Genomic DNA, 17,748 nt, shown 5'->3' with positions numbered 1-17,748 from the left:
TCAGTAAAACCTTAACCTGCGATCCGGTTACTCGTCAGCGATGCTTGCCGGTGGCCAGTTTTCCAGGCGCATGCCCAGAGACAGTCCACGGGAAGCCAGCACGTCTTTAATCTCGGTAAGAGATTTTTTACCCAGGTTAGGCGTCTTAAGAAGCTCAACCTCGGTACGCTGTACCAGATCACCGATATAGTGGATAGCTTCTGCCTTGAGGCAGTTAGCAGAGCGGACAGTCAATTCCAGATCGTCAACAGGGCGCAGCAGGATCGGATCGAATTCTGGTTTCTCTTCTTTCACTTCTGGCTGACGAACATCACGTAAGTCAACAAAAGCTTCCAGTTGTTCAGCCAGAATGGTTGCCGCACGACGAATCGCCTCTTCAGGATCGATTGTGCCGTTGGTTTCCATTTCGATGACCAGCTTGTCCAGGTCGGTACGCTGTTCTACACGCGCTGCTTCAACATTGTAGGCAATACGCTCTACAGGGCTGTAGCATGCGTCGACCAGCAGACGGCCGATTGGGCGCTCATCTTCTTCCGAATGAATTCGGGTAGAAGCCGGCACATAACCACGACCGCGCTGAACTTTGATACGCATGCTAATAGACGCGTTCTCATCGGTCAGGTGGCAGATCACGTGCTGCGGCTTGACGATTTCGACATCACCGTCGTGGGTGATATCGGCTGCAGTCACAGGGCCAATGCCAGATTTATTCAAGGTAAGAATAACTTCATCTTTACCCTGAACTCTCACCGCCAGCCCTTTCAGGTTGAGCAGGATTTCCAGGATATCTTCCTGAACGCCTTCTTTGGTGCTGTACTCATGTAGTACACCATCAATCTCAACCTCGGTCACCGCGCAACCCGGCATCGATGAGAGCAGAATACGGCGCAGTGCGTTACCCAGAGTATGGCCAAAGCCACGCTCTAAAGGCTCAAGGGTCACCTTGGCGTGCGTCGAACTCACTTGCTCGATATCTACCAGGCGCGGTTTTAGAAACTCTGTCACAGAACCCTGCATTGTGTCCTCTCTTTGGTACTAAGCTTTACTTGGAGTAAAGCTCGACGATCAGGTGTTCGTTAATGTCCGCAGACAGATCAGAACGCTCCGGCTTACGCTTGAACGTACCTTCCATCTTGCCAGCATCAACTTCCAGCCAGGTTGGCTTTTCACGCTGCTCAGCCAGCTCCAGAGCGGCTTTCACGCGAGACTGCTTCTTCGCTTTCTCACGAATGCTAACAACGTCATTCGCTTTAACCTGATAAGAAGCGATGTTAACAACACGACCGTTTACCATAATAGCTTTATGGCTGACCAGCTGACGTGCTTCTGCACGAGTGGCACCGAAGCCCATACGGTATACAACGTTGTCCAGACGACCTTCCAGCAGAGCCAACAGGTTTTCACCGGTGTTGCCTTTCAGACGTGCTGCTTCTTTGTAGTAGTTACGGAACTGACGCTCAAGCACACCGTAGATACGACGAACTTTTTGCTTCTCACGCAACTGCACACCATAGTCAGACAGACGCGGTTTACGCGCACCGTGCTGGCCAGGAGCTTGTTCAATTTTACACTTGGTATCGATCGCGCGAACGCCAGACTTAAGGAATAAGTCGGTGCCCTCACGACGGCTCAGCTTGAGCTTAGGACCCAAATATCTTGCCATTTTCTTTCTCCAACAAACCTGGAAAACGAAGCGTTATACGCGACGTTTCTTCGGCGGACGACAACCGTTATGAGGGATCGGAGTCACATCAGTAATATTAGTGATGCGGAAACCAGCGGCGTTCAGAGCACGAATAGTAGATTCGCGGCCTGGACCCGGACCTTTGACCATAACTTCCAGATTCTTGATACCGTATTCTTTTACGGCGTCAGCGCAACGCTCTGCTGCAACCTGAGCTGCAAACGGAGTAGATTTACGCGAACCACGGAAACCGGAACCACCGGCTGTTGCCCAACCCAGCGCGTTACCCTGACGATCGGTAATGGTCACGATGGTGTTGTTAAAAGAAGCATGGATATGAGCCACGCCGTCAGAGACTTGTTTTCTTACACGCTTACGTGCACGAACTGGTGCCTTTGCCATTATTCAATCACCCCGATTATTTCTTGATCGGTTTGCGCGGACCCTTACGGGTACGTGCGTTGGTCTTGGTACGCTGACCGCGTACTGGAAGACCACGACGATGACGCAAACCGCGATAGCAACCAAGATCCATCAGGCGCTTGATGCTCATGCTAACTTCACGGCGCAGATCACCTTCAACGACAAATTTGGCAACTTCGTCACGCAGCGTGTCGATTTGTTCTTCAGACAGCTCACTGATCTTAACATTTTCAGCGATACCCGCTGCAGCCAGGATGGCTTTAGAACGGGTCTTGCCGACGCCATAGATCGAAGTTAATGCGATCACAGCGTGTTTCTGATCAGGAATGTTAATGCCTGCTATACGGGCCACTATGCACTCCTACTATTTAATATGTACGCACCATGCTGAAAAGCCCGTTTTCAGGATACTCAAATGGATACGCACAGACATACAAAAGATTGGCTGGCTAATCTAGCCAGCTCAACCCAACTTTGCAAGAAAAATATGCGATTTAAATCAGCCTTGACGCTGTTTATGTTTCGGCTCGGCACTGCAAATCACACGGATGACGCCATCACGCTTAACGATTTTGCAGTTACGGCATAATTTCTTGACGGAAGCACGAACTTTCATTTTTACTCTCCGTAACTTCTCGAGCGAACTGTTAGCGGCCGTAGCCTTTCAGATTCGCCTTCTTCAATGCAGACTCATACTGACTTGACATCATCAGAGTTTGCACTTGAGCCATAAAGTCCATAATCACGACAACAACAATAAGCAGCGAGGTCCCACCGAAGTAGAACGGCACTTTCATTGCATCACGCATGAACTCCGGGATCAGGCAGATAAAAGTAATATACAACGCACCAACCAAAGTCAGGCGGGTCATTACTTTATCGATATACTTCGCCGTTTGCTCTCCCGGACGAATTCCTGGTACGAATGCACCGGACTTCTTCAGGTTATCTGCTGTTTCACGCGGGTTGAAAACCAACGCCGTGTAGAAGAAACAGAAGAAGATGATTGCAGACGCATAGAGTAACACATAAAGCGGTTGCCCAGGCTGCAAATACAGCGAAATTGTTGTCAGCCAGTTCCAACCAGTACCGCCCCCGAACCATGACGCGATGGTCGCCGGGAACAGAATAATACTGGAAGCGAAGATTGCCGGGATTACCCCCGCCATATTCACTTTCAGCGGCAAATGTGTGCTCTGTGCAGCATAGACACGACGACCCTGCTGACGTTTCGCGTAGTTTACCACAATACGGCGTTGACCACGCTCAACAAATACAACAAAGAACGTCACTGCAAATACTAATACTGCAACCAACAGCAACAGGAGGAAGTGCAGGTCGCCTTGACGCGCTTGCTCGATAGTGTGGGCAATGGCTGGCGGGAGACCCGCAACGATACCAGCGAAGATAATGATTGAGATACCGTTGCCGATACCACGCTCAGTTATCTGTTCGCCGAGCCACATCAGGAACATCGTTCCTGTGACCAGACTTACAACAGCGGTGAAATAGAATGCAAAGCCCGGATTCATTACCAGGCCCTGCATACCAGGCATATTCGGTAAACCGGTAGCAATACCGATCGACTGGAATATTGCCAGCACCAGAGTGCCGTAACGGGTGTACTGGCTGATCTTACGACGACCAGACTCCCCTTCTTTCTTCAGTTCTGCCAGCGGCGGATAAACCACCGTCAGCAGCTGCACGATAATCGATGCCGAAATATACGGCATGATACCCAGCGCAAAGATAGAAGCACGGCTGAGAGCACCACCAGAGAACATGTTAAACATTTCAATGATGGTGCCTCGCTGTTGCTCAAGCAGTTTGGCAAGTACAGCGGCATCAATACCAGGGATCGGAATGAAAGAGCCAATACGGAACACAATAAGCGCACCGATTACAAACAGCAGTCTGCGTTTCAGCTCGCCTAAGCCACCTTTGGCACTTTGAAAATCTAATCCCGGTTGTTTAGCCATCTGCTACTTATTCCTCGATTTTACCGCCAGCAGCTTCGATAGCAGCACGAGCGCCTTTAGTCACGCGCAGGCCACGAACAGTTACCGGAGTAGAAACTTCACCAGACAGAATCACTTTCGCGAACTCGATCTGAACACCGATAATGTTAGCTGCTTTCAGCGTGTTAAGGTCTACTACACCGCCTTCTACTTTCGCCAGGTCAGACAGACGAATTTCGGCTGTAATCGCTGCTTTGCGAGAAGTGAAGCCGAATTTCGGCAGACGACGGTACAGAGGCATCTGGCCGCCCTCGAAACCACGACGTACGCCACCGCCAGAACGAGACTTCTGACCTTTGTGACCACGACCGCCGGTTTTACCGAGGCCAGAACCGATACCACGACCCAGGCGTTTACCCGCCTTTTTAGAGCCTTCGGCCGGAGACAGAGTATTTAAACGCATCTCTTACTCCTCAACTTTAACCATGAAGTAAACCGCGTTGACCATACCACGAACAGCGGGAGTATCCTCGCGTTCTACGGTGTGACCAATACGACGCAGACCCAGGCCAAGCAGCGTTGCCTTGTGTTTCGGCAGACGACCGATTGCACTGCGGGTTTGAGTAATTTTAATAGTCTTTGCCATGGTTTATTTCCCCAGAATTTCTTCAACGGATTTACCACGCTTGGCAGCGACCATTTCTGGAGAATTCATATTTTCCAGGCCATCAATAGTTGCACGAACCACGTTGATCGGGTTGGTGGAACCATAGGCTTTAGCCAGAACGTTATGAACTCCAGCAACTTCCAGAACGGCGCGCATTGCACCACCGGCGATGATACCGGTACCTTCGGAAGCTGGCTGCATGAATACACGAGACCCTGTGTGAACACCTTTAACCGGGTGTTGCAGGGTGCCGTTGTTCAGCGCGACGTTAATCATATTGCGACGGGCTTTTTCCATCGCTTTCTGGATCGCTGCTGGAACTTCACGCGCTTTACCGTAACCAAAACCAACGCGACCGTTACCATCGCCAACTACAGTCAGAGCTGTGAAGGAGAAAATACGACCACCTTTAACGGTTTTAGATACGCGGTTAACCGCGATCAGCTTTTCCTGCAGTTCGCCAGCTTGTTTTTCGATGTGAGACATCTTACACCTCTACCTTAGAACTGAAGGCCAGCTTCACGGGCAGCATCTGCCAGTGCCTGGACACGACCATGATATTGGAACCCGGAACGGTCAAAGGACACATCTTTAATGCCTTTTTCCAGAGCGCGTTCAGCGACAGCTTTACCCACAGCTGCTGCAGCGTCTTTGTTACCGGTGTACTTCAGCTGTTCAGCGATAGCTTTTTCAACTGTAGAAGCAGCTACCAGAACTTCGGAACCGTTTGATGCGATTACCTGTGCGTAAATATGACGCGGGGTACGATGTACCACCAGGCGAGTCGCACCCAGCTCCTGGAGCTTGCGGCGTGCGCGGGTCGCACGACGGATACGAGCAGATTTCTTATCCATAGTGTTACCTTACTTCTTCTTAGCCTCTTTGGTACGCACGACTTCGTCGGCGTAACGAACACCCTTGCCTTTATAAGGCTCAGGACGACGGTAGGCGCGCAGATCTGCTGCAACCTGGCCGATCACCTGCTTATCAGCGCCTTTCAGCACGATTTCAGTTTGAGTCGGACATTCCGCAGTGATACCGGCCGGCAGCTTATGCTCAACAGGATGAGAGAAACCTAAAGCCAGGTTTACTACATCCCCTTTGACCGCTGCACGATAACCTACACCAACCAGCTGCAGCTTCTTAGTGAAGCCTTCGGTAACACCGATAACCATTGAGTTCAGCAGGGCACGCGCGGTACCAGCCTGTGCCCAACCGTCTACGTAACCATCACGCGGACCGAAAGCCAGTGCATTATCTGCATTTTTAACTTCAACAGCATCGTTGAGAGTACGAGTCAGCTCGCCGTTTTTACCTTTGATCGTAATAACCTGACCGTTGATTTTTACGTCAACGCCGGCAGGAATAACGACCGGTGCTTTAGCAACACGAGACATTTTTTCCTCCGATTAGGCTACGTAGCAGATAATTTCGCCACCAAGACCAGCCTGGCGCGCTGCACGATCAGTCATAACACCTTTAGAGGTAGAAACAACTGCGATACCCAGACCCGCCATAACTTTCGGCAGCTCATCTTTACGTTTGTAGATGCGCAGACCTGGGCGACTGATACGCTGAATGCTTTCTACAACAGCTTTACCCTGGAAATACTTAAGCGTAAGTTCCAGTTCCGGCTTGGTGTCGCCTTCAACTTTAAATTCTTCAATAAAGCCTTCTTCCTTCAGCACGTTGGCAATTGCCACTTTCAGCTTGGAGGAAGGCATAGTGACCGCAGCTTTATTCGCGGCCTGACCGTTACGGATACGGGTCAGCATATCCGCGATCGGATCTTGCATGCTCATCTGTCTTTACTCCCGTGATTCAATTGGTGACAATTACCAGCTAGCCTTTTTCAGACCCGGGATTTCACCGCGCATAGCGGCTTCACGGACCTTAATACGGCTCAACCCGAACTTCCGCAGGAAAGCGTGCGGACGACCAGTTTGACGGCAGCGGTTACGCTGACGAGACGGGCTGGAATCACGCGGCAGAGTCTGCAGCTTGAGAACAGCGTCCCAACGATCTTCGTCGGAAGCGTTCACATCAGAGATGATTGCTTTGAGTTCAGCGCGTTTAGCGAAGAATTTTTCAGCTAAAGCCACGCGCTTTACTTCGCGTGCTTTCATTGATTGCTTTGCCATGAACGTAACCCTGGTTTACTTGCGGAACGGGAAGTCAAAGGCAGCCAGCAGAGCACGGCCTTCTTCGTCAGATTGCGCAGTAGTGGTGATAGTAATATCCATACCACGTACGCGGTCGACTTTGTCATAGTCGATTTCTGGGAAGATGATCTGCTCACGGACACCCATGCTGTAATTGCCACGACCGTCGAATGACTTAGCGGACAAGCCACGGAAGTCACGGATACGCGGTACAGCAATAGTGATCAGGCGCTCAAAGAACTCCCACATGCGTTCGCCACGCAGAGTTACTTTACAGCCGATCGGATAGCCCTGACGGATTTTGAAGCCTGCAACTGATTTGCGTGCTTTGGTGATCAACGGTTTTTGACCGGAGATTGCTGCCAGGTCAGCTGCTGCGTTATCCAGCAGTTTCTTGTCAGCGATCGCTTCACCAACACCCATGTTCAGGGTGATCTTCTCGACCCGAGGGACTTGCATGACAGAATTGTAGTTAAACTCAGTCATGAGTTTGTTAACTACTTCGTCTTTGTAGTAATCATGCAGTTTCGCCATCGTACTACTCCAAATTACTTGATAGTTTCGCTGTTAGACTTGAAGAAACGGACTTTTTTGCCGTCTTCGAATCTAAAGCCTACACGGTCAGCCTTGCCGGTTGCCGCATTGAAGATTGCAACGTTAGAAACCTGAATAGCAGCTTCTTTTTCAACGATGCCGCCTGGTTGGTTCAAAGCCGGGACCGGCTTCTGGTGTTTCTTAACCAGGTTGATACCTTCAACGATGACCTTGCCGGAAGACAGGACATTTTTTACTTTACCGCGTTTACCTTTATCTTTACCGGTTAACACGATAACTTCGTCATCACGACGGATTTTCGCTGCCATGATTCGCTCCTTAGAGTACTTCTGGTGCCAGAGAGATAATTTTCATGAACTTCTCGTTGCGAAGTTCACGAGTTACCGGCCCAAAGATACGCGTGCCGATTGGCTGCTCGCTGTTATTGTTTAAAATAACGCATGCATTACCATCGAAGCGAATGACAGAACCGTCAGGGCGACGAACACCCTTCCTGGTGCGCACCACTACCGCCTTCAGCACATCGCCTTTTTTGACCTTACCACGCGGAATTGCTTCCTTGATGGTGATCTTGATGATGTCGCCGACGCCTGCGTAGCGACGGTGCGAGCCACCCAGAACCTTGATACACATTACGCGACGTGCACCGGAGTTGTCGGCGACGTTCAGCATAGTCTGTTCTTGGATCATTTTAGTGCTCCGCTAATGTCAACTACTACCTGAGACTCCAAAATCAGAGCCATTAAAAAGCCCCATATATCGAGGGCGCGGCATTATAACACCGGTTATCGAATATGGGTAGAAAAAATAAACGGCTCATTGCTGAGCCGTTTATTTGTATTGAGAACGATACTGTATTACAGAACCGCTTTCTCTACAACGCGAACCAGCGTCCAGGACTTAGTCTTGGACAGCGGACGGCATTCACGGATTTCAACCTTGTCGCCGATACCGCATTCGTTGTTCTCGTCGTGTACGTGCAGTTTGGTCGTACGCTTAATGAATTTACCGTAGATCGGGTGTTTCACAAAACGTTCAATAGCAACAACAATGGATTTCTCCATTTTGTCGCTAACAACGCGACCTTGCAGAGTACGGATTTTATCGGTCATTACGCACCCGCCTTCTCAGTCAGTAAAGTCTTAACGCGTGCGACATCACGACGCACTTGCTTCAACAGGTGAGACTGTTGCAGCTGGCCACTTGCTGCCTGCATACGCAGGTTAAACTGCTCACGCAGTAAATTCAGCAGTTCGGCATTCAGCTCTTCAACGCTTTTCTCACGCAGCTCTTTTGCTTTCATTACATCACCGTCTTAGTTACAAAGGTGGTTTTAATCGGCAGTTTCGCTGCTGCCAGCTTGAATGCTTCACGGGCCAGCTCTTCCGGTACGCCGTCCATTTCATAAAGGACTTTACCCGGCTGAATCAAGGCAACCCAATACTCCACGTTACCTTTACCTTTACCCATACGCACTGCCAGCGGCTTTTCAGTGATCGGTTTGTCCGGGAATACACGGATCCAGATCTTACCTTGACGCTTAACTGCACGGGTCATAGCACGACGTGCTGCTTCGATCTGACGGGCAGTCAGACGACCACGGCCAACAGCTTTGAGACCGTAAGTGCCGAAGCTAACATCCGCGCCCGCAGCCAGACCACGGTTGCGGCCTTTGTGCATCTTACGGAATTTTGTACGCTTTGGTTGTAACATCAGCGACGCTCCTTATTTACGGCCTTTACGCTGCTGCTTTTTAGGTTGCGCAGCCGGTTTTTCCGGTTGTTCAACAGCAGCCATACCACCCAGGATCTCGCCTTTGAAGATCCACACTTTAACGCCGATTACACCGTAAGTGGTGTGCGCTTCAGAGGTGTTGTAGTCAATGTCAGCACGCAGAGTGTGCAGAGGTACGCGACCTTCGCGGTACCATTCGGTACGTGCGATTTCCGCGCCGCCCAGACGGCCGCTAACTTCAACTTTGATACCTTTAGCGCCCAGACGCATTGCGTTCTGTACAGCACGCTTCATAGCACGACGGAACATAACGCGACGTTCCAGCTGAGAAGTGATGCTGTCAGCAACCAATTTTGCGTCCAGTTCAGGTTTACGAACTTCGGCGATGTTGATCTGTGCAGGAACGCCAGCGATATCCGCTACGACCTTACGCAGTTTTTCTACGTCTTCGCCTTTCTTACCGATAACGATACCCGGGCGAGCGGTGTGAATAGTCACACGGATGCTCTTAGCCGGACGCTCGATAACGATACGAGATACAGACGCTTTAGCCAGTTCCTTAGTCAGGTACTGACGTACTTTAAAATCGCTGTCCAGGTTGTCAGCGAATTCTTTGGTGTTCGCAAACCAGGTAGAGTTCCATGGTTTTACAATACCCAGGCGAATACCATTAGGATGTACTTTCTGACCCATTGCTAGTCTCCAGAGTCTCAGCGATCGGACACAACCACAGTAATGTGGCTGGTGCGCTTCAGGATGCGATCTGCACGACCTTTCGCACGCGGCATAATGCGCTTCATGCTCGGGCCTTCGTCTACGAAAATTTTCGCAACTTTCAGATCGTCAATGTCAGCGCCATCGTTGTGTTCAGCGTTAGCAATGGCAGATTCGAGGACTTTCTTGACCAGTACAGCCGCTTTCTTATTGGTGTAGGTCAAAATGTCCAGAGCCTGCGACACTTTCTTACCGCGGATCAGGTCAGCAACAAGGCGAACCTTCTGAGCAGAAGAACGAGCGTGGCGATGTTGAGCTAAAGTTTCCATCTCTTCCTCCTACTTATTTCTTCTTGGCTTTTTTATCAGCCGCGTGACCGCGATAAGTACGGGTCGGTGCAAATTCACCCAGTTTGTGACCGACCATTTCGTCGGAAACAAATACCGGAACGTGCTGACGACCATTATGGACAGCGATGGTCAAACCGATCATGTTAGGAAAGATCGTTGAACGACGGGACCAAGTGCGCAGGGGCTTCTTGTCTCCGCTTTCCACCGCTTTCTCTACCTTCTTCAGCAAGTGCAGGTCAATAAAAGGACCTTTCTTGAGAGAACGTGGCATGGCTTATCCTCTAAAATTATTTGCTACGGCGACGTACGATGAATTTATCAGTACGCTTGTTGCTGCGGGTCTTCTTACCTTTGGTCTGAACGCCCCACGGAGTTACCGGGTGCTTACCAAAGTTACGACCTTCACCACCACCATGTGGGTGGTCGACTGGGTTCATCGCAGTACCGCGAACGGTAGGACGAACACCACGCCAGCGAGCAGCACCTGCTTTACCCAGAACGCGCAGCATATGCTCAGCATTGCCAACTTCGCCCAGAGTTGCACGGCATTCAGCTTCGACTTTACGCATTTCACCAGAGCGCAGACGCAGGGTGACATAAGCACCATCGCGAGCAACGATCTGAACGTAAGTACCAGCGGAACGCGCCAGCTGACCGCCTTTACCTGGTTTCATTTCTACGTTATGAACGGTAGAACCAACCGGGATATTGCGCATCGGCAGGGTGTTACCTGCTTTGATTGCAGCATCAACGCCAGACTGAATCTGGTCGCCAGCTTTCAGGCCTTTAGGGGCCAGGATGTAACGGCGTTCGCCATCTTTGTACAGAACCAGCGCGATATTCGCGGAACGGTTCGGATCGTACTCAAGACGCTCAACAACAGCCGGGATACCATCTTTGTTGCGTTTGAAGTCAACCAGACGATAAGCCTGCTTATGGCCACCACCGATGTGACGAGTGGTGATACGGCCATTGTTGTTACGACCACCGGATTTGCTGTTTTTTTCAACCAGCGGAGCAAAAGGTTTGCCCTTGTGCAGCTCTGGGTTGACCACTTTAACGACGTGGCGACGACCCGGAGATGTCGGTTTACACTTAACAACTGCCATTGTATTACTCCTCCGACTTACTCAGCGCCGCCAACGAAGTCCAGATTCTGGCCTTCTTTCAGGGTGACGTAAGCTTTTTTCCAGTCGCTACGACGACCGATACGCTGTCCGTGACGTTTAACTTTCCCTTTAACGACCAGGGTGTTAACGACTTCGACTTCGACTTCAAACAGTTTCTGCACAGCAGCTTTGATCTCTGCTTTGGTCGCGTCTTTAGCAACTTTGAGAACGATGGTATTGGTTTTTTCCATCGCAGTAGACGCTTTTTCAGAAACGTGCGGTGCACGAAGCACCTTCAGCAAACGTTCTTCACGAATCATGCCAGCATCTCCTCAACTTGCTTAACAGCATCAGCAGTCATTACGACTTTGTCGAAGGCGATCAGGCTAACCGGGTCGATACCAGTTGCATCGCGTACGTCAACCTTGTGCAGGTTGCGCGCAGCCAGGAACAGGTTCTCGTCCAGCTCACCGGTGATGATCAACACATCTTCCAGAGCCATGTCTTTCAGTTTCTGTGCCAGCAGCTTGGTTTTCGGTGCTTCAACAGAGAACGTCTCGACAACGATCAGACGATCCTGACGTACCAGTTCGGACAGAATGCTTTTCAGCGCGCCGCGGTACATCTTTTTGTTAACTTTTTGACTGTGGTCCTGCGGACGCGCAGCGAAGGTCACGCCACCTGAACGCCAGATCGGGCTCTTGATAGAACCTGAACGCGCACGGCCGGTGCCTTTCTGACGCCACGGCTTTTTGCCGGAACCGGTTACTTCAGCACGAGTCTTCTGAGCACGAGTACCCTGACGAGCACCAGCTGCATAAGCAACAACAACCTGGTGAACCAGCGCTTCGTTGAAATCACGACCGAAGGTAGTTTCGGAAACAGTCAGCGCGCTCTGCGCGTCTTTCAATACTAATTCCATTGCTATCCCCTTACGCCTTCACAGCTGGTTTAACGATCAGGTCGCAGCCGGTTGCACCCGGGACACCACCTTTAACCAGCAGCAGGTTGCGCTCAGCGTCAACACGTACTACGTCCAGGCTCTGAACGGTTACACGTTCGTTACCCAGCTGACCTGCCATTTTCTTGCCTTTGAACACTTTGCCCGGAGTCTGGTTCTGACCGATAGAACCCGGAACGCGGTGAGACAAGGAGTTACCGTGAGTAGCGTCCTGGGTACGGAAGTTCCAGCGCTTAACGGTACCTGCGAAACCTTTACCTTTAGAGGTACCGGTTACGTCAACTTTTTTAACGTCAGCAAACAGTTCAACGCTAATGTCCTGACCAACGGTGTATTCTTCACCATCTGCCAGACGGAATTCCCACAGGCCGCGGCCAGCTTCAACGCCAGCTTTAGCAAAGTGACCAGCTTCCGGCTTGGTTACACGGTTAGCTTTTTTAGCACCAGTGGTAACCTGAACAGCGCGATAGCCATCGTTAGCCAGATCTTTGATCTGAGTAACGCGGTTTGCTTCAACTTCGATAACGGTTACTGGGATAGAGACGCCATCTTCAGTGAAGATGCGGGTCATACCCACTTTTTTACCGACTAAACCAATCATTGTATCAACCTCTCAATCGCTTGATGACCTGATTAACCCAGGCTGATCTGCACGTCAACACCGGCAGCCAGATCCAGACGCATCAGAGCATCAACGGTTTTTTCAGTTGGCTCAACGATGTCAACCAGACGCTTGTGAGTGCGGATCTCGTACTGATCGCGCGCGTCTTTGTTAACGTGCGGAGAGATCAGAACGGTAAAACGCTCTTTGCGGGTCGGCAGCGGGATCGGACCACGAACCTGCGCACCAGTGCGCTTGGCAGTCTCGACGATTTCCGCGGTTGATTGATCGATCAGACGATGATCAAACGCTTTAAGACGGATACGGATTCTTTGGTTCTGCATGAGACCAGAAGCTCCAGTTATTTATAGACGAAAATAATTACTCCTCACACCCATTACGATTGATGGGGGAGTGTAATCGTTCTTACGTAGCTCCCCAATTGGGAGCATTGTTGGCAACAAAATGCGTTACCGGGGTTCATATCGAACCAGCCGTCAATTACGACAAGCCCGCGCATTATACGTAAATCTGGTGTCGACGCAAGTGATGTTTAGAAAACAAGCAGATTAATTGTGTTTTCAGGCGCAACGTCGCAACTACAGATGCAATTGCATCCGGCATCGTAGGTTGTTCTGAAGACGCCACGCAATTATCTATTTTCTGAGTGGTGAACTGATTTCTTATCCCTGAGACTGACGTCAGGTAAGGGAACAAAGGCTGCAACGGATGGCATGTACTATTGGGTTTATCATCGTCTACATCGCACTATCGTTTGCTTTGGCTATCGTCGATATACGCCAGGGACTGCTTCCTGATGCTCTCACCTGCCCTCTGTTATGGTGTGGGCTACTGTGGCATTTACTCTGCCAGCCGCAAGCGTTAGCCAACGCCGTATGGGGAGCAATCATAGGCTATGCAGGCTTCGCGCTTATTTACTGGGGCTACCGCGCCGTACGGCGGCGGGAGGGGCTGGGCTATGGTGACGTAAAGTTTCTTGCGGCGTTAGGGGCATGGCACGGGTGGCAAAACTTATCTTACCTGATTTTACTTTCTTCCCTTCTGGCCTGCACGTTTCTTGCCGTCTACGGTCTGCGCACCGGTAAATGGCAGGCAATAAAAAACCCGCTGCCCTTCGGCCCTTATATGGCCGCAGCGGGTTTGATCGCCGGCTGGCAGACGTTTTATCTGCCGACTATTTTGCTTCGACTCTGATTTGCGATTGAATGTAGTTCTGCAAACCGATTTTGCCGATCAGATCCAGCTCGGTTTCCAGCCAGTCAATGTGTCCTTCTTCATCGGCAAGGATTTCGATCATCATGTCGCGGCTTACGTAATCATGAACGCTATCGGCATACGCGATCGCTTCACGCAGATCCTGTGCGCCTTCAAGCTCGAGACGTAAATCCGATTGCAGCATTTCTTCGACATCTTCACCGATCCCTAACTTGCCGAGATCCTGAAGATTGGGGATGCCTTCGAGAAACAAAATACGCTCGATGTACTTATCGGCGTGCTTCATTTCATCAATGGACTCATGGTATTCAACATCATTGAGGCGCATCAGGCCCCAGTTTTTAAACATTCTCGCATGGAGAAAGTACTGATTGATTGCGACAAGCTCATTTCCCAATAATTTATTGAGATGACTTATGATTCTGACATCACCTTTCATTATATAGTCCCTCCGCTTCCACTTATTGAAGCGTAGATGGGGCTACCGGGATGTCAAAAAAAAGTTTGGGCTTCAGGCAATCTCTTTGTATTCCGGGATCTGAGTCAATTCATCCTGCATTATTTCTCGCGCCGCGCGGATGCATTTCCCACACTGATTCCCTACCGGAATGAATTTACGTAGCTGCTGAAAGGACTGGGGGTGAAACTGACGCACCGCCTGGCGGATTTTTTTATCACTGACACCATTACACAAACAAACGTACATGATCACTCCCGTTCAATTTATGCGCAAAGTGTAAATGAGAATAGTTATGATTACAATAGCTGCATAGTAACGTTTGTATCGAATAATAAGTACCAACAGAGATACATCCATTCGCTACATAAGATGTTATGCCCCGGTATCGCCGGGGCAGAATGGCGTTTATTCTTCAGTTGAAAGGCTGGCTTCCGGGACGCAGCTTACCAATGTTTCCCTCCGGCTAGTTTCGGTAGTTTGGCTTACGGCTGGCGATGCTTTCAGCGGTTCGGTCAGGGAAGTCAACGAGCCGCCGGAAAGCCCTATCTCTTTTAGCAACGAATCGATTAACGGTGCCTGGGTACGATAGGAAAGCGCAGCGGATAATGCCTGCTCAGCAAGGTTCCCACCGCTCGCGCCGCCAGCGGTCACGTCTCCGGCCACGCCGCCGCGGTTCAGGCCATCGACCTGAATGATCTTAATACCGTCGATCGACTTCATCGGCTCAACGGATTTTTCAATAACAGCTGGCAGGGATTGCAGCAGCGCCAGTTTGAACTTGAGGCTGGTTTGCTCATCGGAAAGCACGTTGATAGCGTCATTAATCGCCCGCTGGGCTTCCGCTTCCGCCAGCCCTTTTTTACGCGTCGCCTCCGCCAACTCCACGATAGCGGCGGCCTGCATCTCTGCCGCTTCTTTCTCTGCCTTCGCCCGCACGGTCAGTTCAACCGCTTTGGTTTCCGCATCCTGCTCAGCGGCAATTAGTGCTACCTGTTTTGCACGATCCGCTTCCGCCGTCTGGCGCGTGGTTTCAACGTTTTGCTGCGCACGAACTGCTTCGGCTAAGGCATCGTTGGCGCGCGCTTCCGCCTGGGATTGCTGCTCGGATTTGGCGGCGATGGCAATGGATTTTGTCTGGTTGGCGATTTCCGTGACCTGTTGCTGTTCGATCTCTTTGATTCGCACCTCACGCTCGGCCTCAACCTTTCTGGTACGGACCGCCTGCTCACGTTCAATTTCGCTTTCCTGAATCTGCCGCTCGGCCAGGATACGCGTCTGCTCTGCCTCACGATGGCGTTCAGCTTCAAAGGCGGCAATTTTGGCATTCTGCTCGGCAGTGCGGGTTTTTACCTGCTGCTCCTGCTCAAGCGTCATAAAGGCTTCCTGCTGTTCAATCTCCAGTTTGCGCGACAGGGCGTCACGGTTTTTCTCACGTACCGCCACTTCTACGTCTTGTTCAACCTCGTTACGTTCACGGCGACGACGCTCGGTTTCCTGCGTCAGCTTGGTCAGACCCTCGGCGTCAAAGGCGTTATTGGGGTTGAAATGCTCTTTCGAAGTCTGATTAAAGTTGGTTAACGAAACGCTCTCCAGCTCCAGGCCGTTTTTCGACAGATCTTCCGCGACTGTGTTCTGTACGCCCTGAACAAAATTTTCGCGGGTATCCTGGAGCTCATGCATGGTCATCTGTGAGGCAGTAGCGCGCAGGGCATCGACGAATTTATCTTCAACCAGCATACGTAAATCTTCTGGCGAGAGGGTTCGTTGTCCCAGCGTCTGCGCGGCGGTAGCAATACCTTCTACAGAAGGTTTAACCCTGACAAAAAACGCCACGACGACATCAACGCGCATACGGTCTTTGGTAATCAAACTATCAATGGCTGCGCGACTCACCTCAAGTTTGAGGGTATTCATATTGATAGGAATAATTTCATGAAAAATGGGCATTACAATGGCACCACCGCTCATCACCACTTTCTGCCCGCCAAGGCCGGTACGCACAAACGCCTGCTCAGCGGAGGCCCGGCGATAAAGCCTTGCGAAAATAATACCGATAATTAACAGAACGATAACCACAACAATCGCGGAAACCATCCATGATGGCAGCATGCCTAATACATCATCCATTATGTGTGTCCCTTTAATTAATAACGCTATTACAAAACATCCGGCCAGGGGTTCAGCTCTGCTAAATAGCGCGTAGCTGAAAGCCGACAAACGATCAGCACCTTGTCCCCTTTATTGAATTCTTTGCCCTCTTCAGGTTCCAGCAGTAAATAGTGCACCTGACCAAATTTATCGATAAATTTGCCTTCGCAGGGCAAGCCAGATTTACCCGCATGACCAGTAATAATAGCCATACACCCTATATAATCATCTTCCGTAATGGCGGTAGTTTCATCCCGGGGCAACCAGGGCGCAACGGCGTTGCCGGTATAGTGCGTGGCCACGACAGAGACTGCCAGGCTAATCGGTGCCAGCAGGAGATTGTTCAGAGGAGTTTGCCAGAACGTAACCCAGCCGTGCTGTGCGAGTATGCCGAACAGTCCAAAGTACCCGGCCAGTAAACAGAGTGCCACAAGCGCGGGGAGCCGCCCAATATTCAGATAATGAAGCACCTGCCCAATGTTGCCTTCGCTTAATGCATCATAATGGTCAAGATGGGCGTCAAGCGCACCGGAGAGGAGGTGACCACAGAGGAGGGAAATAATTTCCAGCAAACCGATAAGTAATATGAATGAAATAGCGAACAGGTAAGGTCCGTTATATGGCGTAAATAAAAGCATGCATCCACTCCTGTGACGACATTCCATATTGGTACAGCAACAACACTTTCGACGCTTCTTATTCCTCTTACAATATCATATTCAACAACGAGAAATGAATTTAAACGGTCTTAGATACAATGCCTGCTGGCTATCCTGACTCTTGTCAGGCGGAATATTTTATAAAAGCCATAAAAAAAGAGCGCCGAAGCGCCCTTTTCTATTCAAAGCTAAATATTAGCCCAGAACTTTAGCAACAACGCCCGCGCCAACGGTACGGCCGCCTTCACGGATTGCGAAACGCAGACCGTCGTCCATCGCGATCGGGTGGATCAGGGTAACAACCATTTTGATGTTGTCGCCCGGCAT

The 17,748-nt window shown here is 50.6% G+C and carries 32 protein-coding genes and 1 pseudogene; 1 reads left to right on the top strand and 32 read right to left on the bottom strand.

The window, feature by feature from the left end:
- Positions 1-27 precede the first annotated feature (27 nt).
- From rpoA to rpsJ, 27 genes are all read right to left on the bottom strand, one after another.
- A complete protein-coding gene (gene rpoA / locus INT84_RS23905) occupies positions 28-1,017 on the bottom strand; it encodes a DNA-directed RNA polymerase subunit alpha (protein WP_001162094.1) in 990 nt (329 codons plus the stop codon).
- Positions 1,018-1,042: 25 nt separating this feature from the next.
- Positions 1,043-1,663, bottom strand: a complete 621-nt coding sequence (gene rpsD, locus INT84_RS23900; protein ID WP_176917736.1) for a 30S ribosomal protein S4 — start codon at positions 1,661-1,663, stop codon at positions 1,043-1,045.
- Positions 1,664-1,696: 33 nt separating this feature from the next.
- A complete protein-coding gene (gene rpsK, locus INT84_RS23895) occupies positions 1,697-2,086 on the bottom strand; it encodes a 30S ribosomal protein S11 (RefSeq protein ID WP_001029758.1) in 390 nt (129 codons plus the stop codon).
- A 16-nt stretch (positions 2,087-2,102) separates the two neighbouring features.
- Complete coding sequence (gene rpsM, locus INT84_RS23890) at positions 2,103-2,459, bottom strand: 30S ribosomal protein S13 (protein WP_049839675.1); 357 nt, start codon at positions 2,457-2,459, stop codon at positions 2,103-2,105.
- A gap of 147 nt (positions 2,460-2,606) precedes the next feature.
- Positions 2,607-2,723: a 50S ribosomal protein L36 gene (gene rpmJ, locus INT84_RS23885; RefSeq protein WP_000868187.1), complete on the bottom strand. Its 117-nt coding sequence runs from the start codon at positions 2,721-2,723 to the stop codon at positions 2,607-2,609.
- A 31-nt stretch (positions 2,724-2,754) separates the two neighbouring features.
- A complete protein-coding gene (secY, locus tag INT84_RS23880) occupies positions 2,755-4,086 on the bottom strand; it encodes a preprotein translocase subunit SecY (RefSeq protein WP_176917735.1) in 1,332 nt (443 codons plus the stop codon).
- A gap of 7 nt (positions 4,087-4,093) precedes the next feature.
- Positions 4,094-4,528 carry a 50S ribosomal protein L15 gene (gene rplO / locus INT84_RS23875; RefSeq protein ID WP_176917734.1) on the bottom strand — a complete coding sequence of 145 codons (435 nt, stop codon included), beginning with the start codon at positions 4,526-4,528 and terminating at the stop codon, positions 4,094-4,096.
- A 3-nt stretch (positions 4,529-4,531) separates the two neighbouring features.
- Positions 4,532-4,711, bottom strand: coding sequence for a 50S ribosomal protein L30 (gene rpmD / locus INT84_RS23870; RefSeq protein ID WP_003863301.1), 180 nt, complete (start codon positions 4,709-4,711; stop codon positions 4,532-4,534).
- A 3-nt stretch (positions 4,712-4,714) separates the two neighbouring features.
- Positions 4,715-5,218: a 30S ribosomal protein S5 gene (gene rpsE / locus INT84_RS23865; RefSeq protein ID WP_044373820.1), complete on the bottom strand. Its 504-nt coding sequence runs from the start codon at positions 5,216-5,218 to the stop codon at positions 4,715-4,717.
- 14 nt (positions 5,219-5,232) lie between these two features.
- Positions 5,233-5,586, bottom strand: a complete 354-nt coding sequence (gene rplR, locus INT84_RS23860; protein WP_038158510.1) for a 50S ribosomal protein L18 — start codon at positions 5,584-5,586, stop codon at positions 5,233-5,235.
- A 9-nt stretch (positions 5,587-5,595) separates the two neighbouring features.
- Complete coding sequence (gene rplF, locus INT84_RS23855; RefSeq protein ID WP_176918764.1) at positions 5,596-6,129, bottom strand: 50S ribosomal protein L6; 534 nt, start codon at positions 6,127-6,129, stop codon at positions 5,596-5,598.
- Between the two features lie 12 nt (positions 6,130-6,141).
- On the bottom strand, positions 6,142-6,534 hold the full coding sequence (gene rpsH, locus INT84_RS23850; RefSeq protein WP_049839672.1) for a 30S ribosomal protein S8: 393 nt from the start codon (positions 6,532-6,534) through the stop codon (positions 6,142-6,144).
- A gap of 33 nt (positions 6,535-6,567) precedes the next feature.
- Entirely contained in the window at positions 6,568-6,873 is a 306-nt protein-coding gene (gene rpsN, locus INT84_RS23845; RefSeq protein ID WP_049839671.1) for a 30S ribosomal protein S14, read from the bottom strand.
- 15 nt (positions 6,874-6,888) lie between these two features.
- Positions 6,889-7,428 carry a 50S ribosomal protein L5 gene (rplE, locus tag INT84_RS23840; RefSeq protein WP_176918763.1) on the bottom strand — a complete coding sequence of 180 codons (540 nt, stop codon included), beginning with the start codon at positions 7,426-7,428 and terminating at the stop codon, positions 6,889-6,891.
- Positions 7,429-7,442: 14 nt separating this feature from the next.
- On the bottom strand, positions 7,443-7,757 hold the full coding sequence (gene rplX, locus INT84_RS23835) for a 50S ribosomal protein L24 (RefSeq protein WP_000729185.1): 315 nt from the start codon (positions 7,755-7,757) through the stop codon (positions 7,443-7,445).
- Between the two features lie 10 nt (positions 7,758-7,767).
- On the bottom strand, positions 7,768-8,139 hold the full coding sequence (rplN, locus tag INT84_RS23830; RefSeq protein WP_020322771.1) for a 50S ribosomal protein L14: 372 nt from the start codon (positions 8,137-8,139) through the stop codon (positions 7,768-7,770).
- Between the two features lie 167 nt (positions 8,140-8,306).
- Positions 8,307-8,561, bottom strand: a complete 255-nt coding sequence (rpsQ, locus tag INT84_RS23825) for a 30S ribosomal protein S17 (protein ID WP_002438707.1) — start codon at positions 8,559-8,561, stop codon at positions 8,307-8,309.
- Positions 8,561-8,752, bottom strand: coding sequence for a 50S ribosomal protein L29 (gene rpmC, locus INT84_RS23820; protein ID WP_049839668.1), 192 nt, complete (start codon positions 8,750-8,752; stop codon positions 8,561-8,563). The genes rpsQ and rpmC overlap by 1 nt, the downstream gene beginning before the upstream one ends.
- Complete coding sequence (gene rplP, locus INT84_RS23815) at positions 8,752-9,162, bottom strand: 50S ribosomal protein L16 (RefSeq protein ID WP_049839667.1); 411 nt, start codon at positions 9,160-9,162, stop codon at positions 8,752-8,754. The genes rpmC and rplP overlap by 1 nt, the downstream gene beginning before the upstream one ends.
- Before the next feature lie 12 nt (positions 9,163-9,174).
- Entirely contained in the window at positions 9,175-9,876 is a 702-nt protein-coding gene (rpsC, locus tag INT84_RS23810; RefSeq protein ID WP_000529945.1) for a 30S ribosomal protein S3, read from the bottom strand.
- 17 nt (positions 9,877-9,893) lie between these two features.
- Positions 9,894-10,226: a 50S ribosomal protein L22 gene (gene rplV, locus INT84_RS23805; protein ID WP_002919773.1), complete on the bottom strand. Its 333-nt coding sequence runs from the start codon at positions 10,224-10,226 to the stop codon at positions 9,894-9,896.
- A gap of 13 nt (positions 10,227-10,239) precedes the next feature.
- The gene (gene rpsS / locus INT84_RS23800; RefSeq protein WP_001138115.1) at positions 10,240-10,518 is read right to left on the bottom strand and encodes a 30S ribosomal protein S19; all 279 of its coding nucleotides are present in this window, start codon (positions 10,516-10,518) and stop codon (positions 10,240-10,242) included.
- 16 nt (positions 10,519-10,534) lie between these two features.
- Positions 10,535-11,356 carry a 50S ribosomal protein L2 gene (gene rplB, locus INT84_RS23795; protein WP_103678685.1) on the bottom strand — a complete coding sequence of 274 codons (822 nt, stop codon included), beginning with the start codon at positions 11,354-11,356 and terminating at the stop codon, positions 10,535-10,537.
- A gap of 17 nt (positions 11,357-11,373) precedes the next feature.
- Entirely contained in the window at positions 11,374-11,676 is a 303-nt protein-coding gene (rplW, locus tag INT84_RS23790; RefSeq protein ID WP_000617546.1) for a 50S ribosomal protein L23, read from the bottom strand.
- Entirely contained in the window at positions 11,673-12,278 is a 606-nt protein-coding gene (gene rplD / locus INT84_RS23785) for a 50S ribosomal protein L4 (protein WP_015960716.1), read from the bottom strand. The genes rplW and rplD overlap by 4 nt, the downstream gene beginning before the upstream one ends.
- Before the next feature lie 10 nt (positions 12,279-12,288).
- Positions 12,289-12,918 (bottom strand): 50S ribosomal protein L3, encoded by a 630-nt coding sequence (gene rplC, locus INT84_RS23780; protein ID WP_123650841.1) that lies wholly within the window; start codon positions 12,916-12,918, stop codon positions 12,289-12,291.
- Between the two features lie 32 nt (positions 12,919-12,950).
- Entirely contained in the window at positions 12,951-13,262 is a 312-nt protein-coding gene (gene rpsJ / locus INT84_RS23775) for a 30S ribosomal protein S10 (RefSeq protein WP_001181005.1), read from the bottom strand.
- Between the two features lie 385 nt (positions 13,263-13,647).
- Here rpsJ and INT84_RS23770 point away from each other — a divergent pair, with 385 nt between their 5' ends.
- A complete protein-coding gene (locus INT84_RS23770; protein WP_194208744.1) occupies positions 13,648-14,133 on the top strand; it encodes an A24 family peptidase in 486 nt (161 codons plus the stop codon).
- Here INT84_RS23770 and bfr read toward each other — a convergent pair.
- The 5 genes and pseudogenes from bfr to tuf all read right to left on the bottom strand — a co-directional run.
- Positions 14,114-14,593 (bottom strand): bacterioferritin, encoded by a 480-nt coding sequence (bfr, locus tag INT84_RS23765; RefSeq protein ID WP_194208743.1) that lies wholly within the window; start codon positions 14,591-14,593, stop codon positions 14,114-14,116. The two genes, INT84_RS23770 and bfr, sit on opposite strands and share 20 nt — an antisense overlap.
- 72 nt (positions 14,594-14,665) lie before the next feature.
- Complete coding sequence (gene bfd / locus INT84_RS23760; protein ID WP_103678681.1) at positions 14,666-14,860, bottom strand: bacterioferritin-associated ferredoxin; 195 nt, start codon at positions 14,858-14,860, stop codon at positions 14,666-14,668.
- Between the two features lie 159 nt (positions 14,861-15,019).
- Entirely contained in the window at positions 15,020-16,741 is a 1,722-nt protein-coding gene (locus INT84_RS23755; protein ID WP_228066444.1) for a flotillin family protein, read from the bottom strand.
- A 29-nt stretch (positions 16,742-16,770) separates the two neighbouring features.
- Complete coding sequence (locus tag INT84_RS23750) at positions 16,771-17,400, bottom strand: OB-fold-containig protein (RefSeq protein WP_194208742.1); 630 nt, start codon at positions 17,398-17,400, stop codon at positions 16,771-16,773.
- A 216-nt stretch (positions 17,401-17,616) separates the two neighbouring features.
- Positions 17,617-17,748: pseudogene (tuf, locus tag INT84_RS23745) on the bottom strand (elongation factor Tu); the annotation flags it as partial.

Source organism: Superficieibacter sp. 1612_C1, from assembly GCF_015234305.1.
Classification (GTDB): domain Bacteria; phylum Pseudomonadota; class Gammaproteobacteria; order Enterobacterales; family Enterobacteriaceae; genus Superficieibacter.
The sequence above is the reverse complement of the archived record's forward strand: the minus strand, read 5'-3'. Positions and strand labels throughout refer to the sequence as shown.

Excerpts from the sequence above, each read along its gene's own strand:
- rpoA (WP_001162094.1), bottom strand. The coding sequence starts at position 1,017 with ATGCAGGGTTCTGTGACAGAGTTTCTAAAACCGCGCCTGGTAGATATC.
- rpsD (WP_176917736.1), bottom strand. The coding sequence starts at position 1,663 with ATGGCAAGATATTTGGGTCCTAAGCTCAAGCTGAGCCGTCGTGAGGGC.
- rpsK (WP_001029758.1), bottom strand. The coding sequence starts at position 2,086 with ATGGCAAAGGCACCAGTTCGTGCACGTAAGCGTGTAAGAAAACAAGTC.
- rpmJ (WP_000868187.1), bottom strand. The coding sequence starts at position 2,723 with ATGAAAGTTCGTGCTTCCGTCAAGAAATTATGCCGTAACTGCAAAATC.
- secY (WP_176917735.1), bottom strand. The coding sequence starts at position 4,086 with ATGGCTAAACAACCGGGATTAGATTTTCAAAGTGCCAAAGGTGGCTTA.
- rplO (WP_176917734.1), bottom strand. The coding sequence starts at position 4,528 with ATGCGTTTAAATACTCTGTCTCCGGCCGAAGGCTCTAAAAAGGCGGGT.
- rpmD (WP_003863301.1), bottom strand. The coding sequence starts at position 4,711 with ATGGCAAAGACTATTAAAATTACTCAAACCCGCAGTGCAATCGGTCGT.
- rpsE (WP_044373820.1), bottom strand. The coding sequence starts at position 5,218 with ATGTCTCACATCGAAAAACAAGCTGGCGAACTGCAGGAAAAGCTGATC.
- rplR (WP_038158510.1), bottom strand. The coding sequence starts at position 5,586 with ATGGATAAGAAATCTGCTCGTATCCGTCGTGCGACCCGCGCACGCCGC.
- rplF (WP_176918764.1), bottom strand. The coding sequence starts at position 6,129 with ATGTCTCGTGTTGCTAAAGCACCGGTCGTTATTCCTGCCGGCGTTGAC.
- rpsH (WP_049839672.1), bottom strand. The coding sequence starts at position 6,534 with ATGAGCATGCAAGATCCGATCGCGGATATGCTGACCCGTATCCGTAAC.
- rpsN (WP_049839671.1), bottom strand. The coding sequence starts at position 6,873 with ATGGCAAAGCAATCAATGAAAGCACGCGAAGTAAAGCGCGTGGCTTTA.
- rplE (WP_176918763.1), bottom strand. The coding sequence starts at position 7,428 with ATGGCGAAACTGCATGATTACTACAAAGACGAAGTAGTTAACAAACTC.
- rplX (WP_000729185.1), bottom strand. The coding sequence starts at position 7,757 with ATGGCAGCGAAAATCCGTCGTGATGACGAAGTTATCGTGTTAACCGGT.
- rplN (WP_020322771.1), bottom strand. The coding sequence starts at position 8,139 with ATGATCCAAGAACAGACTATGCTGAACGTCGCCGACAACTCCGGTGCA.
- rpsQ (WP_002438707.1), bottom strand. The coding sequence starts at position 8,561 with ATGACCGATAAAATCCGTACTCTGCAAGGTCGCGTTGTTAGCGACAAA.
- rpmC (WP_049839668.1), bottom strand. The coding sequence starts at position 8,752 with ATGAAAGCAAAAGAGCTGCGTGAGAAAAGCGTTGAAGAGCTGAATGCC.
- rplP (WP_049839667.1), bottom strand. The coding sequence starts at position 9,162 with ATGTTACAACCAAAGCGTACAAAATTCCGTAAGATGCACAAAGGCCGC.
- rpsC (WP_000529945.1), bottom strand. The coding sequence starts at position 9,876 with ATGGGTCAGAAAGTACATCCTAATGGTATTCGCCTGGGTATTGTAAAA.
- rplV (WP_002919773.1), bottom strand. The coding sequence starts at position 10,226 with ATGGAAACTTTAGCTCAACATCGCCACGCTCGTTCTTCTGCTCAGAAG.
- rpsS (WP_001138115.1), bottom strand. The coding sequence starts at position 10,518 with ATGCCACGTTCTCTCAAGAAAGGTCCTTTTATTGACCTGCACTTGCTG.
- rplB (WP_103678685.1), bottom strand. The coding sequence starts at position 11,356 with ATGGCAGTTGTTAAGTGTAAACCGACATCTCCGGGTCGTCGCCACGTC.
- rplW (WP_000617546.1), bottom strand. The coding sequence starts at position 11,676 with ATGATTCGTGAAGAACGTTTGCTGAAGGTGCTTCGTGCACCGCACGTT.
- rplD (WP_015960716.1), bottom strand. The coding sequence starts at position 12,278 with ATGGAATTAGTATTGAAAGACGCGCAGAGCGCGCTGACTGTTTCCGAA.
- rplC (WP_123650841.1), bottom strand. The coding sequence starts at position 12,918 with ATGATTGGTTTAGTCGGTAAAAAAGTGGGTATGACCCGCATCTTCACT.
- rpsJ (WP_001181005.1), bottom strand. The coding sequence starts at position 13,262 with ATGCAGAACCAAAGAATCCGTATCCGTCTTAAAGCGTTTGATCATCGT.
- INT84_RS23770 (WP_194208744.1), top strand. The coding sequence starts at position 13,648 with ATGGCATGTACTATTGGGTTTATCATCGTCTACATCGCACTATCGTTT.
- bfr (WP_194208743.1), bottom strand. The coding sequence starts at position 14,593 with ATGAAAGGTGATGTCAGAATCATAAGTCATCTCAATAAATTATTGGGA.
- bfd (WP_103678681.1), bottom strand. The coding sequence starts at position 14,860 with ATGTACGTTTGTTTGTGTAATGGTGTCAGTGATAAAAAAATCCGCCAG.
- INT84_RS23755 (WP_228066444.1), bottom strand. The coding sequence starts at position 16,741 with ATGGATGATGTATTAGGCATGCTGCCATCATGGATGGTTTCCGCGATT.
- INT84_RS23750 (WP_194208742.1), bottom strand. The coding sequence starts at position 17,400 with ATGCTTTTATTTACGCCATATAACGGACCTTACCTGTTCGCTATTTCA.